We start from the raw sequence: 14,268 nt of genomic DNA, 5'->3' as shown, positions 1-14,268 counted from the left end.
AACCTCGACTTCACCGCCACCACCGACGAACCAAAAATCTCCGCCATCGAAATCATCCCCGCCGGTGCTCCGGACACCACGGCCCCGGCGGCCCCCGCCGGGCTGAGCGCAACCGCCGGGACCAACACCGTGAACCTGGCCTGGACCGCCGGGACCGAACCGGACCTCGCCGGATACCACGTCGAACGCGCCACCACCGCAGCCGGCCCCTGGAACCGCCTGACCGGAACCACCCCCACCACCGGGACCACCTACACCGACACCACACCCCCGGCCAACACAACCCTGCTCTACCGCATCATCGCCATCGACACCTCCGCCAACGCCTCGGCCCCCTCGGCCACCGCAACGGCCACCACCACAACCCCCGCCACCCAACAACCCATCCGCATCAACGCCGGCGGACCAGCCCTCACCACCGGGGGCGTGAACTGGCTCGCCGACACCTACTTCACCGGCGGAAAGTCCTACACCAACCCCCAAGTGACCGCCATCGCCGCAACCACCGATGACCCGCTCTTCCTCAGCGAACACAGCGGCGCCGGCGGCTTCAGCTACGCCATCCCCGTCCAACCCGGCAACTACACCGTCAAACTCCACTTCGCCGAAATCTGGCACGGAGCCACCGGCGGCGGACCCGGCGGACCCGGACAACGCGTCTTCAACGTCAACCTCGAAGGCGGCACCCCCGAAATCACCAACCTCGACCTCAACGCCACCGTCGCCCCGATGACAGCCCACACCATCACCCAACAACTGAACATCACCGACGGCACCCTCAACCTCGACTTCACCGCCACCACCGACGAACCAAAAATCTCCGCCATCGAAATCATCCCCGCCTGAAACCCGGCAGTAGTAGCGCCGGGTCTGCACGACAGCGCAGCAGGTGCCGCCCTTGGCGGCACCTGCTGCGCTGTCGTTCGCGCCAAGCCGGTTTATCGCGGAACGGAGCCCGGGCCCGGAAGATCGAGAGGCCGGCTGACGCCGAGCCGGGCGAAGATCCTGTACAGATGCCGTTCGATGCTGCGCTCCGAGACCCGAAGCAACGCAGCAATCTCGGCATTGCTGGCGCCGCCGGAGACCAGGCCACGGATCTCGGATTCGCGGGCCGTCAGGGCCGGGGCAGGCTCGGGATCGACGAACCCCAGCTGCGGGGACATCCCCAGAGCCGCCAACCGTTGCTGGACCTGTGCCCGGACAGCAGGCAGGCGGCGATGGTCCGCTTCCTGCGTCAGGCACCATTCGGCCTGCTGCGCGGATTCGAGCGCCAGACGCAGGTAGCCTGCGGCCAAGGCGGCATCGCCGGTCCTCATCAAGCCGGTCGCATCGGACCCTGCAACCGCGCGCGCAAAATCATGCACCAGAGCAGACTCCGGCCCGTCAACTGCGCTGCTGCATATGGCGAGGGCGGCAGCGCCTGGGATATCGCCCGGGACCAGCGCCAGCCTCCGTATTTCCGTTTCGATCCCGCGCAGGCCCTGGCCGCGGGCCAGCTCCGCCAGGGCCGTCAGGGTACTTTGGCTATCCCGTCTGGCAAGAGTGCTGGCGGCGACCGTGGAATACGCTTCGACGAGGAGTCGCAGGACCAGTGGTTCGCCGCCGGGAAGCCGTCGGAACGCCGCCAAATGTTCGTGGCCGGCGTCCCGGTCCCCTGCCGCGGCAGCCGCATATGACGCGACCGAGTAGACGAAGCAGCGCAACTGCCAGGGATCCGCTACCTTGAGTTCTTCTGCGGCGAGTGACATAGCTGCCAGGGCCTCAGGCATCCGGCCTTGTCGGATCATCGAGAATCCACGCATCGCCTGGAGCATGCCGCCGCTTCGTATCAGCCGCGGGGGGTACGCCCTGGCGTAGTCGTCGATGGCGGCTGCGGCGGGATCCCATTCCCCCGCCAAGGTGAGAACCAGGCAGTGCCGCATCAGCAGGTCCTCGTCGATCAACGGCAGACCCAGCTCGTGGCACTTCGCGTCTTGCCAGGCTTGCTGGTCCAGGGCGCGTCCCGCGAGAACACGCCCCTGGGCGCTCCAGATCAGGGCGAGCAACGAAGAAGCCGGAATGCGGATCGTTGCCGGTGCCCCTGTCCCTTCGATCACAACGCGGAGTCTGCCCTCGACTTCGGTTAAGGAACCGCTCGGGTCGAAGACGTTGATGTCCCCGACCCCATCGCGGGCAGGCTGCGCAGGCTCCGGCAGCAGCGCCGGGCCGAGGTTTAGCGGCGGTGCGTGTCCGCTGCCACGCTCTGCTGCGACCGCCTTGAGCCGGGCAGCCAGCAGGGCCGAGAGGTAGGGCTCATCGGGTCCGTGCAAACCAGTGGCCTGCTGGAGCAGGCCACTGGCGATCCGGGGCCGGCCCGAGGTGAATTGAGCGTAAGCCGCCTGAAGACGGGCCTGCGGCAAAAAAGACTCGTCGCCGACGGCAGCAGCTGTTCGCAGCGCGGCGTTCGGGTCGAGAGCAACATTGGCCAGGCGGGCTGCCCGGAGAAGATCGGCTGCGGGGACGCGGGCACCGCAATCCATTGCCCAGCGGACCTGGTTCCGGAACGCTTCCGGGCGAAGCTGCCCGCCGCCGGGAAGGGCCAGTAGGCTCCCCCGCAGGCGAGCGCTGCGTCCGGCCGGAATCTGTCGACGCACAATTTCACCGATCAGCGGACTTGCGGGCCGAACCCGCCGGTCTCCCGAACGGGAGACCTCGATGATGCCGGCCCGTTCCAGGGCGTCGACGGCCTTGGGATTGCTGAATCTCAGGAGCTGGCCGACGCTCAACGGCCCGGCCAATGCCACCAGGGCGGCGGCAAGATTGGCCTCCGAGGAAAGCCTCTGGAGTTGATGGTGCACGAGGTCTGCTTCCGGGAATCCGGCAAGCACCGGCTCAGCGACCAGCAGCCATACCCCGTGCCGCAGCGCGAGCGCCCCGGTCCGCCGGCAGTGTTCAATCAAGGACAGCACCATAAACGGGTTCCCCGCGGCGAGATAGGAAAAGCTCGCACTGACCCACGGTGAAACGTCGCAGCGCAGGACTTGTTCGCATAGCTGGTGGACTTCCGACCGGTTCAGCGCTGCAAGCTCGTATTTCGCGACGATTCCGTCGTCCCAGAGTGCCAGGAACTCTTTGGGGATCAATGTTCCGGGTCCGCTGGTGGCGAGGAGGCCTGCTGCGCCGGTGGCCACTGCCTGCGCCACCAGGTGCAAGGTCCCCCGGTCCAGGCTCTGGGCATCGTCGACCACAAAGAGCGGCCGCCCGGACCTGGACCTGAGTCTGCTGGTCATGGCTTGGAGAACGGCGGGGTAGGAGTCGAGGTCCCGTGCCGGCAACTCGGCCAGATGCGGCGCCAGCACCCCGAAGGGGACCGCCGCGAGCGCCGGTGTCGCGGCCAGACGGATATAGGGCGGGTGGTCTCGAAGTTCGTGCAGAACAGCCGTGGTCACGGCGGTTTTGCCGGTGCCGGCGCCTCCGACGATCAAAGCCCCGGATGTGCCTGCGTCGTTGAGGGAGCCCGCAACCGCCTTAACGAGCCTGGCACGGGCAACGAGCATGGCGGGTTGGTTCAGGCTTTCCACATTCCCCACCTTTCCTCCGAACTGCTGGGTCACTGCCTCATCCCCGGTGTGCGGGTCCGGCTGTTAGCGCAGCCGGAACTAACAGCGCCCGCGGCGGTCAGCCGAGACGGACATTGTCCACCGGGCCGGACATCACTTCTTTGAGCTCGGCCCGGCTTGCAACATGCAGTTTCGCGTACACCTGGTACAGATGGCCCTCCACGGTCCGGACCGAAACGTGGATCTGTTCGGCGATCTTCCGGTTGGAGGTTCCGCTGGCTGCCCGGACGGCGACCTCGATCTCCCTGGCCGTAAGCGTTGACGTCGTCAAGGAATGCAGCCCATTCTTCGGACCGCCGATCCGGTCTTCCACGGACTGTTGCATACGCTGGGCAATCCTCAGTGAAATCCGGTTGCCGGCATCGTGGGCGCAACTAACCGCCTTGCGCGCCGCATCCCTTGCAAAGATGGTGTGGCCCAGCTCTTCGGCATCCTTGGCAGCCCCAAGCAGCTGCTCGCTGTCGGACTTCTTTAATCCCTCTGCCAGCCGGAGGCACAGTGCTGCGAACCGTCCATTGACCTGGGTTGCAAGGCCGGCCAGTTTCTGGCCCACCTGCCGGTCCCCCAAACGGGCCGCCGCAGACAAGAACAGCAGGCCGGTGCTCAGAGCGCCCGCGGCCTCATCGATGTCGGCTTCTGCCGTCAGGAACCGAATGGCGGCCGTCCGTTGTCCGAGCTCGGCACGGGCGGACAGCTCGTAGTACCTGGTCATCCGCTCGGCGATCCAGGCCCCCTTGGCGTCCTTCTTACCGAGCGCTGACAACATGGCCTCGGCCTTGTCTTCCTCCCCCTGCAGGCAGGCTGCATAGGCGCCCGCGGACGTGGCAAGTGCCCAGAGGGATTCGTGATCCTGGACCTTAAGCTGCAGGAGGCCGGCCTGGAGCTTGGGCAAGGCCTCGCTCAGCAGCCCTCGATGCAGATCCACAATCCCTTGCCCGATCTCGAAAATGCCGCCCAGCCGGGCCTGCGGCTCGGCGGTCGCCGCGGCCGCAGTCAGGCACGCGCTGGCCTCGCCAAATTTTCCGCAGAGCAGCAGCAGCAGCAGGAAGCGGCAGCGGATCTGCCGGATCGATGTGTCCGAAATTCCGCTGCGGACGGCGGCGGCCATCACCTCCCGGCCCAGTGCTGTCGCTGCCAGGACATCGCCGGTGGCAGCCATCGCCTCGCAGACCAGGCTGGCGGCCACAATCTTCCTTTCGCTGCCTAAATCGCAGGTGTCCACGTCGGCAAACATCGTCAGGACATCCTGGTAGCGGCCCTCAAAAACGGCCAATTCCGCGCTGGCGCTCCGCAGCTTTTCGCGGAGATCCGCCACGTTCGCCTCCAGTGGCTGCGCCTCAAGCCGTCGTCCGATTTCCAACAGCCTGGCGCCTGCCTGGGCGGCTGTCGCGGGCTGGCGCTTGTCCAGTTCTGCGCGAAGAAACTCAATGGCAGCCCAATCAGCGAACTCAGCATCCTTTTCGAGCGTGTGGCCCAGGACCTGCAAAACCCGCCGGGCCGAATCCTCGTTATTGACGTTGAGGTGAGCACGAGCAGATTCGATCGCGGCCCCGACCATGGATTCCTGTCCGTCAATCTCCTGAATGAACCTCAGCGCAGCGGTGGGATCAGACTCATCGTTTGCCATCTTCGCTGCCGAGAGTGCACGTCCGGGCCGTACTTCCTCGCCGCAATCCAGCGCCCACGCAACTTCCTTCGAGCCCGCAGCGTCTGCCCGTTCCGATTCCTCCATCCCCGCGCCGAGGCGCCGCCGGAGTTCGGCGCTGCGCCCTGGCGGCACGACGCTGGCCACAATGCTCGCCACTACCGGGTTGGCAATACTGACAGTCGGCGGATGGTCGTGGCTGACCCGGATCATGCCACGCTCCTGGAGTGCGTCCATGTCCTGGGAATTGGCAACATTCATTAGGGTCTGCAGCGGCACGGAACCGGCGAGGGACAGCAGCTCGAAGACATCGCGCTGGCCGCTGCTCAGACGGTTGAGCCGGGCCCTGACGACGTCCCGGATTTCTCCGGTCAGGGAAACCGGCCGATCGCCCAGGATCCAGGTGCCGTCCTGACGGACAATGGTTCCCAGCTTGATCTGCTCCCGGGTCAAAGAGTGCAGGAACAGTGCGTTGCCGCCGCTGGCGTTCCACAACGCCCGGGCGGCAGCGTGCGAGAAGTGCCCGCCGTATTCGTGCTGCAGGGTGGTGGCGGTTTCGGTGAAATCGAACGGGCCAAGGTCCACCCGGCGCAGCATGTCATCCTTCCACAGCCCCATGATGTCGCCGCCGACATTGGGCAGGTCCACACATGCTGCCAGCAAGGACACATGGCCGCCGGCGCTTAACTGGGCAACCATCATCGTCGAGAGCTCGTCGAGGTCGTGGGCGTTGTCGACAAACAGAACAACCCGGCGTCCCTTGGCTTTGCTGTGGAGCAGCTGTGTCAGCCCGCGGAGGACCATCAGCGGATGCTCGAGGTGCGAGGCATCGAGGTCATTCAAGAGCACACTCAGGGCACCGTAGGGAAGCTTCGAGGAGATGGAGCTGCCCCGTACCTGGACCACAAGATGGCCGTCCCCGAGCTGTTCGACCGCGCGCTGGGCCAGGAAGGACTTGCCCGCGCCGTGCTCCCCCACCAGGACAACGCCGCAGCCTGAACCGGATTGCAGCCCGGCGAGAATGTTCGCGACGAGGTCCCGACGGGCATATGGCCTGTCGTGCCACCCCGGATGTGAGTGTTGGCTGGAAGGAACTGGGACTGTAGTGCCGCTGCCCGCGGGCAAGCTACCGCTGTGCTGAAACATGTGAGAGACCTTCGCAATCAAAGTGTGACCAGTGATAAATCAAACCTATGGAGGCTGGACTACTTCAACATGCGTAAGAACTACTCGAATCCAGGGGCGGAGATTGGTTCCATCTACGTAGGTGTACTCAGATAGGACCGGCGAAGCGGCGACGCCGGGTAAGTAGTCCCGACGGGCCTAACCGGTTGCCGCCATGGGGGCGGTATCCCCGGCTAGTAGGCCCCTTCGGGACTGATCACTACCTTCAAGGTCCGCCAGAGAATGACCACGTCTCCCCACATGGACCAGTTCTCCACATAGTAGAGGTCGAGGCGCACAGCGTCCTCCCACGGCAGATCCGAGCGTCCGCCAATTTGCCAGAGTCCTGTAATCCCGGGCTTTGTCAGCAGCCGGCGGTTGATATTGCGTTCGTACAGCTCGACTTCCCGGGGCAACGGCGGCCTCGGGCCAACCATGCTCATGTCGCCGCGGAGCACATTCCAGAACTGCGGGAGCTCATCGAGGGAGTACTTGCGCATCCATCGACCGCACCGGGTGATCCGTGGATCGTGTTGGATCTTGAACAGCACTCCCGCGGCCTGGTTCTGTGCCATCAGCGCGTTCAGGTCGTCCTCCGCGCTCTCCACCATCGAACGGAACTTGAGCATGTAGAAACGTTTCCCGTCCTTGCCCACGCGTTCCTGCCGGAAGAAGGACGGTCCCGGGCTGTCCGAGCGGACGATCAAGGCCAGGACGAGGAAAACCGGTGCGAGGGCCAACAGTGCGCCGGCGGCGAGGACCACGTCCATCGCACGTTTTATCCGGTGCTTTCCACCGGCGTACCGGGGCAGGTCCACATGCATCAGGGGAAGTCCTTCCACCTGGCGCAGGTGCATCCGGGGACCGGCAACGTTGGTGAGGTTTGACGCCAGCACCAGCTCCGCCTGATGCTCCTCCAGCATCCAGCCCAGCTCACGGAGCCCGTTGTTTCCACCCGGCATCGGCCCCGCCACAATAACCGCCGTCGCGCCGGCTTCCTGGACGGCCGGGACGATGTCGTTCAGGCCGCCAAGGATCGGGACTTCGCGGTTATCAATACGGAGCGACGTCCCTGCCGTCCCCCCGGAGACCAGTGTTCCAAGTACTTCGAAGGTTGCACCGGACTTTCGATTCAACTGCCGGATGACATACCTGACATCCTCAGGTTCCCCGGAAACCACAACACGGGAAAGGTAGTGGCCCCGGAGCCGCTGGGAGTTAATCCATTGCCGCCAGATCCACCGGCTTCCGGCCAGCCCGAGGATTCCCACCGGCAGCCCCACAAGAAACATTGCCCCTGCAGCATTCCACTGGGTCAGCACGGCAACCATGGCGGCCAGCCCGAAAACGTTCAAGGTCGCGGCCACAACGCGTTTGTATTCGTCCGACCCTACGCCCAGAATGGTCGAGTCCCGGGTCCGGTACACAACGAGGAACGCCGCCCACAGCAGTGCGACGCCGGCGGCGAAAACCACGGAGCCGCCGCCGCCAAGGGGTACTCCGGCGCCGGCGGAGAGGTCAGCTGACGCCTCGGCCTCGATACCGGAGGCCGTAGCCAGCAGTACAACGAGTATGTCGGTGCAGCGCAGGCCCCGCCGATAGAACTTGACCCAGGCCCGGCCGGAAGTACTTGGTGCGCGGGCCGCCAGCGGCACCGCGGCCGGCTGCAGCAACGGCAGGGCTGCGGCTGCTTGCCCCCCGGAACGCCACGCCGTTGCGGCGGGTATCCAACGGGTTTGCCAGCTCCGGTGTGAATGCCTTGGCTGGGCCTTGGTGCTGCTCATAACACCCACCGGCCGTGGGCCGCTGTCTGCAAAGGCAGACAGCGGCCACGGGTGGAGGCTAGGGAGCCGACGGCGGCTGGGGGGGGAACCTCGGTCTCAGAAGGTTCCGACGCCGTCGGCTCCGTCAAGGGGGTCAGCACACATCGTGCGGACCGTTGAGGAGACCGGTTAGGGAAGAATATTTGACCCGGAGCACCATGCCGGACAGTCTCGACGACCCGGATGGTTCCGCGCGGATCATGGCTCGAAGCCGCAGCTAGCAACGGTTCCGCCCGGGACATGGGCTTACTTGTTTCATCAGGATTCCACATTTGAGACCTTCATCGAGGTTGTCCGTCTGGTGCCTGAAATCAATTAAGCCGGTCCCCGGGCCCGGGCACACCGGTAGTCCATACTCGATTTACGGCCCCGGCCCGGCGGGTGTGTGGCGGTGCCTACTTGGAAACGCAGGCGCTCGGGATCCGGTGCCGCATTCAACTACGTGGTCGCCTACGCGGCGCCGGGAGTGCGTACCTAGGCCACCCGGCCGAGCAGGCATGGCACTGCCCCGGCAGCCGTGCGCCCGGACAGGGACGGGATGGAGGTGCAGCCAGGGATGGCCCGGAAGGAACCTGGCGGCTTAGCTGCCGGCCGAACCGGGGAGTTGGTCGCGGCCTTTGATGTTGAGCTTTGCATAACTGCGGTAAAGGTGGCCCTCAACGGTCCGGACGGATACCTGCAGCTCCGCGGCTATCTGCCGGTCACCCAGGCCACGTACCGCCAGCGCTACGATGTCGCGTTCACGACGGGTCAGCAGGCCCAGGGCGTCGTCCTCAGCTTCCTCGTCCTGTGCAGCGACACCGTCTGCCCTTTCCAAGCACCGCTTCCGCTGGGCCATCGCCATCCGCTCGCGCAGGGTATCACCGGTTCCCCGGTATCCGTCAGCAGCGGCGTCGTAGGCAAGCGCCGCGAAACCCCACAGCTCAGCCGCTTCGCAGCTCTTCCCGGCTTCCAGATGGTCGGTGGCCCGGTCGGAACTGATCGCCGCCGCATAGTGGCAGATCGCAGCCGGCCTGGGGCCTTCCAGCCCGGGTCGGAGCTCAAGCAGCCTGGTCGCCGCGTCCCGGTCTCCGAGGGACAGGCAGAACGCCAGCGAGTCCAGTTCCAGGCCTGCGGTGGAACCGTCGCCGGGTGGCCGGCCCAGTGCGCGCAGCTCCGTAACGGCGCCCGGGTAATTACCGAGCCGAGCCTTGCCGTAGGTGACTGCCATCTGCGAGAGAACGCGCAGGTACCGGGACACCGGCCGCGGCGCAGCTTCATAGTCGGCGAGGAATGCTGCGGCTTTGTCGGTGGCACCGACGTCGGCGGCTGCGGCGAACGCCATCGAGGCAGTCAGGGCGAAGAGCTGCTGGGGATCCGTAAGCCGCAGCGACTCCAGCGCCACACTGAGCGTCGTCAGCGCCTGCGACGCTTTGCCTTGATACAGCTGGATAATACCCTGCGCGGCGTGGACTCCCCCGCCGAAGGAGATGAGGTTGGGTCCCTGGCCTGCTGCCAGTCCGGCGAGGAGCTTTCCGGCAGCTGCCCAGTCGCCGCCATGGACCACGGCGGCCACCGCCCGTGCAACGAGGAATTCCGCGAGGAAATACAGTTCATCGACCCCCGTGCCTGCGGTTTCCAAGGCTTCGGAAATAACAGCGAAGGACTGAACGGCCTTGCCCTGGACCAGGAGCCGCTCCGAGGCCAGCGCCAGCCTGAACGCTGATTCCAGGGTGTTGGCCGGGGCGGCTTCGTCGGCCGCGTCCGTATCGGCACCCTGCCGGTATTCCCCCGCAAGTGCATACACCATGGCGTGCATGGTGGCGTACCGCTCCCGGGTGGCACCGAGGATTTGTTCGGCGTCATCCGGGTTGGCCCTGGCCAGCCGCTCCCCGGCAGCCAGGAGTGCCCGGGCCCGGTCCATGATGTCCGCCGGCGCGTGGCCCAGGGCTGCCTGGACAGCGGCCCACATCAGCGTTCCCGTCAGGAGGACAGCTACGCTCTGTCCTTGGGCGAAGTCGACCTCCAGGATGTCCCGGGCTGCGGCATAGTCCGAGGTATTGAAGTAGGTCCGTGCCGTCACTGCCCGTGCTGCCACCTGCAGTTCAGGGTCCTTGACCAGCGCAGCGGCCCGGCGGGCCAAATCATCCTCGTAGAGCCGGCTGGCCAGGGCGGCTGCCCGCAGCAGCTGGCGGTCTTCGACTTCCACTCCGCAGTCCATCGACCAGCTCACCTGGCGAAGCAGGCCTTCTGCCGACGTCGGTTCACTGCCCATCAACCGGAGCAGGCTCTGCCGGAGCTGCAGGCTGCGGGCCGGCGATATCAGGTTGCGCAAGGCGTCCCCGTACGTCGAGTGCCACAGGCGCAGTTGAGGGTACGGTGCCGGCGTCACCCGGATCAATTCATGTTCGATCAGGGCCGCCACCGGATCTTCGCCCACAGCGGATTCGATAGCATCCCGGGTCACGGGCTCCGCCAGGGCAATCAGGTTCAGTGCCTGGCGCTCTGCCGGTGAGCGCCGGAGCAGTTGCCGGCGCACGACGTCCGTCAACCGGGCCCCGTGGCTCTTGAGCGGACGCAAGAGCAACCAGACCCCGTTACGCTGCAGCAGCGTGCCATCGGCCTTCGCATCGGCGATGAGGCCACTGAGCAGCAGCGGGTTGCCCGCCGAGGCTTCCCAAAGGATCTCCGCAACGCTGGGCAGGACCTGCGGCCCCAGCGTTGCTTCCAGCATGTGGCTTGTCTGCTCGCGGGTCAGCGGGCGCAGGTCGAGGCGTTTCGCGATGCCCTCAAACCACAGCTGCAACAGCGGTTCCGGCAGGCCCGGCCGCGTCTGCGCTGCTACGAGCATTTTTGCCCAGCCGGCAGCGGCAAGTTCCACCAGGATGCCCGCCGTCGACTCGTCGAGGTCGTGGGCGTCGTCCACCACCAGCAGCAGGGGCTTTTGGGAGACGCGGCGCTCTTCCTCCAACCGGGACCAGAACGTCCTGAGTACCGCGAGTTGAGAAGTGGCTTCCTGCACCGGCAACCCGACGATAAAAGGACCCAGCACGCCGTAGGGGACATTGGCCAGCGAGGCGCTGCCATGAATCCGGACCGGCGTTACGGCATGCTGAAGTTCGGCGACCACGGCTTCCACGAGGGTCGACTTGCCGATTCCGCTGTCGCCGAACAGGAGCACAGCGACGTGGTCGGGGCCGAGGACCGACTCCACCGCCAAACGCGCCTCCTCCGTCCGCCCGATCGGGACTCCGGCTGCAGCGGCTGGGCGCGGCCCGGCCCGGCGCTTCCTAGATGAGTCCAAGGAGATCACTTCGTGACGAAACTCCCAGCTTAGTGAACACCTGGTAGAGGTGTCCTTCCACTGTTCGGACGGAAATGCCGATGGACAGCGCGATGTCCTTGTTCGATTCGCCGTTGCCCGCGAGGGCGGCAATCTGCCGTTCCCTGTCCGTGAGCAACGGCCCCCTGCTCCTGGGCATGATCGGCAGGGCCGGCAGGGAATCGGCGAGGCTTTCAAGCATGGCGTGCGCGGCGCTGGCCTTGCTGCTCAGCCCTGCGGCCTTGGCGAAGTCGAAGGCCAGAGCGGCGCAGCGGGCCTGGACCGCATCGAGTTCCATGGCCGCCGCCTGGCTGGCGGCCGCCATGATGATGGCAGCGTCCTTCTTGCGGCTGCCCTCGGCAATAGTCCGGGTCAGCTCCGCAAGGGGCCCCTGGCGTAACTTCGCGGTCTGCTCCAGGAACTCGAAATCCTTGGTCGTGCCGTGGACGGTCGCACCAAGCATAGAGATGCCGGCCAGGGTGAATCGGCCCGCCCGGAAGTGTGCCTCCGCCGCGTGCACAAGCCTGTCCTTCGCCTCCGGTTCCCCCAGCCAGCGGGAAGCCATGTCCATGCAGAAGTCTGCGGCACTTCGGACCGCGAAACGGGCGGAAGCGTCCGCTGAGCGTGCCCGGGCCAAGTAGCTGGTGGCCTCCACGGAATGCCCGGCCTGGGCGTATGCGAAAGCCGTTGCCGCGTAGGCCTGCCGCAGCGATTGCAGGCTCGCCCGAACTTCCAATTGCGCGACGGCTGCCAGGAGCGGCTCGATGGCCAGGTAGCCGCGGCCCGCGTACACGTAAGCGAGCCCGGCGGCCAGATCAGTCGGTGCGCTGCCGGAATGCTGCCCATGGCCCGCCCGGCCACCGGCATCCTTGAGGATGTCGATGCTCTGGCGCCACTTCCCGGACAGCAGGAGCGCGTTAAAGGCCCGCCATGCGAAGTTTTCCCGGATCCGCGGCACATTGGACCATTCCCCAAGCTGGCCCTCAATCTCGCGCATCAGTTTGAGAGCCTCTATTTCCTTGCCTGTCATGCACAGGGCTTCCATCAGGATGATGCGGCACCTGAGCCTGTGCAGGGCGCTAACGTCTTCGCCTTCCGCGGAAGCCGCTGACCTTAGCCGGTCCATCATGGGCTCATAGTCACCAACAAAGGAGAGGTAGCCGAATTCGCAAAGGTCCAAACGCAGTTGTGCGCCCGCCAGCTCCCGCAGCTGGTCCGCGCTCTGGCCTCCGCCGGGTACCTGGAGCCGCTCCCGCGCCTGCCGGACCAGGCCAGGGACCTGATCGCTCCGGTCCTCGAGCCAGGACATACAGTCCACCTTGGCGACAATCAGCTCCGTGTACGCTTCTGCCCCGAGCTCGTCAAGCTGATCCCCGGAGACGTCGTCCAAGGCAGCCATGGCCTGCAGCGGCAACCCCAGCTGAAGGTAGGCTGCGGACTTGGGCAGCTGCCCCGCGGCCCATTCCGGATCCTCAGGGGTCAAGTTGCTGACGCATTTGAGTGCAAATTTTGGGTCAAAGAGCTTAACGGCGGCGCCGGCAGCCGCCACGGCGTGGGCCGGTGCCAGGGCGCTGTCGCAGTCGTGGGTCCACGCCGCGTAGGCCAGCAGGTCCTCCACAGTCAACTCGTTCAATTCGTCCGGCTGGTGCCCGGGCACCTTGTCCCGCAATTCCAGCCTGCGCTCCACGCTCAGCCAGTTGCGGACGATATCGCCGAGGTAGCGGTCGCCCAGCGACACAAGATGGCGGCCCGCCCGGTCGACGACGATCTGGCCGGCGTCTTCCATGTCGGCGACAAGACCGGGGCCGTACATTTGCGCGAGCCGGGCCAGGGGCAGCGTCCGGGCGCACGACAGTACTTCGATGAGTTCACGCGCCAAGGGTTTTTCACGCGCGTACCGGGCCCGGACGATGTCTTCAAGTGCGGTGCGGCCGTCAAGGACCACCTCATCCACCAGGGTCCAGACAGAGCCCGAGAGCACGAGGTTGCCGCGTTCGATCTGCTCGGAGACAACTGCCTGCAGCAGGGTCGGGCTGCCGCCCACAATTCGATGCAATTGGCTCGCCAGCGCGGTGGACACCCGGTGACCGAGGGCGGCCTGGAGCACCTCAAGCGTCTCAACCTCGGTGAGGTTCGCGAGCCGGACTTCGGCAAGCCGCCCGGCAGTGATGAGCCAGTAGAAGTCCGGCGGAAGGTCGGCCGTACGCTGCGCGGTAGCAACGAGCCGTGCAGTCCCGGTCTGCACAAGGTTGAGCAGGACACCAGTGCTCAACTCGTCAAGTGCGCCCGCGTTGTCCAGCAGGATGACACACCTGCGCCCGGCCGCGTCGTCGCGGATCAGGGCCGTGATGCCCTGCAGGATGGCCGTCGGCGACCCCAGGGAGCTTTGTGGAAGGCGGGCGAGCGTAAAAGCCAGGCACCCGTAGGGAGTAGTGGACCCGGAACTGCGCAGCTGAAGGGTGTAGACGTCGGGTCCGAAGCCCGAGACCACTGTTCGACCGACGAGGGTCTTGCCGACACCGCGGTCCCCGGTGATGACAACCCCCACGTGGTCGTCGGCGAGCAGGGCACTGCGGACCCGGTCGGCGTCGGCACGGCGCGCAAGACCGGACCACCTCTGCCCGTCCAGCGGACCGGTGGGAAGTTCTTCTGCGGCGGGTACCCACGTAGTGGAAACATTCCCCCAGCCCAGCGTTTCCCTCGACATCTTGTTTCCTTCGTACCGCGTTGCGGACA

At 65.9% G+C, this 14,268-nt stretch carries 6 protein-coding genes; 1 reads left to right on the top strand and 5 read right to left on the bottom strand.

Going from position 1 to position 14,268, the window contains the following annotated elements:
* Window positions 1-846, top strand: an 846-nt coding sequence (locus tag ABIB49_RS13500) for a malectin domain-containing carbohydrate-binding protein (RefSeq protein ID WP_354157157.1), incomplete at its 5' end; no start/stop codon positions are given.
* Window positions 847-938: 92 nt separating this feature from the next.
* Here ABIB49_RS13500 and ABIB49_RS13495 read toward each other — a convergent pair.
* From ABIB49_RS13495 to ABIB49_RS13475, 5 genes are all read right to left on the bottom strand, one after another.
* Entirely contained in the window at window positions 939-3,560 is a 2,622-nt protein-coding gene (locus tag ABIB49_RS13495) for a LuxR C-terminal-related transcriptional regulator (protein WP_354157156.1), read from the bottom strand.
* Between the two features lie 97 nt (window positions 3,561-3,657).
* The gene (locus tag ABIB49_RS13490; protein ID WP_226773583.1) at window positions 3,658-6,390 is read right to left on the bottom strand and encodes a LuxR C-terminal-related transcriptional regulator; all 2,733 of its coding nucleotides are present in this window, start codon (window positions 6,388-6,390) and stop codon (window positions 3,658-3,660) included.
* 212 nt (window positions 6,391-6,602) lie between these two features.
* Entirely contained in the window at window positions 6,603-8,192 is a 1,590-nt protein-coding gene (locus ABIB49_RS13485) for a sugar transferase (protein ID WP_226773584.1), read from the bottom strand.
* 619 nt (window positions 8,193-8,811) lie between these two features.
* On the bottom strand, window positions 8,812-11,523 hold the full coding sequence (locus ABIB49_RS13480) for a helix-turn-helix transcriptional regulator (RefSeq protein ID WP_348994526.1): 2,712 nt from the start codon (window positions 11,521-11,523) through the stop codon (window positions 8,812-8,814).
* On the bottom strand, window positions 11,501-14,239 hold the full coding sequence (locus tag ABIB49_RS13475; protein ID WP_226773585.1) for a helix-turn-helix transcriptional regulator: 2,739 nt from the start codon (window positions 14,237-14,239) through the stop codon (window positions 11,501-11,503). Before ABIB49_RS13475 ends, ABIB49_RS13480 begins: the two co-directional genes overlap by 23 nt.
* Between the last annotated feature and the right edge of the window lie 29 nt (window positions 14,240-14,268).

The organism is Arthrobacter sp. UYCu512 (assembly GCF_040547075.1).
Lineage (GTDB): Bacteria > Actinomycetota > Actinomycetes > Actinomycetales > Micrococcaceae > Arthrobacter.
This window is presented reverse-complemented; position numbering and strand designations above follow the sequence as displayed.

What these genes read in the sequence shown, in the direction of transcription:
- ABIB49_RS13485 (WP_226773584.1), bottom strand. Translation starts at nt 8,192, where the DNA reads ATGAGCAGCACCAAGGCCCAGCCAAGGCATTCACACCGGAGCTGGCAA.
- ABIB49_RS13490 (WP_226773583.1), bottom strand. Translation starts at nt 6,390, where the DNA reads ATGTTTCAGCACAGCGGTAGCTTGCCCGCGGGCAGCGGCACTACAGTC.
- ABIB49_RS13475 (WP_226773585.1), bottom strand. Translation starts at nt 14,239, where the DNA reads ATGTCGAGGGAAACGCTGGGCTGGGGGAATGTTTCCACTACGTGGGTA.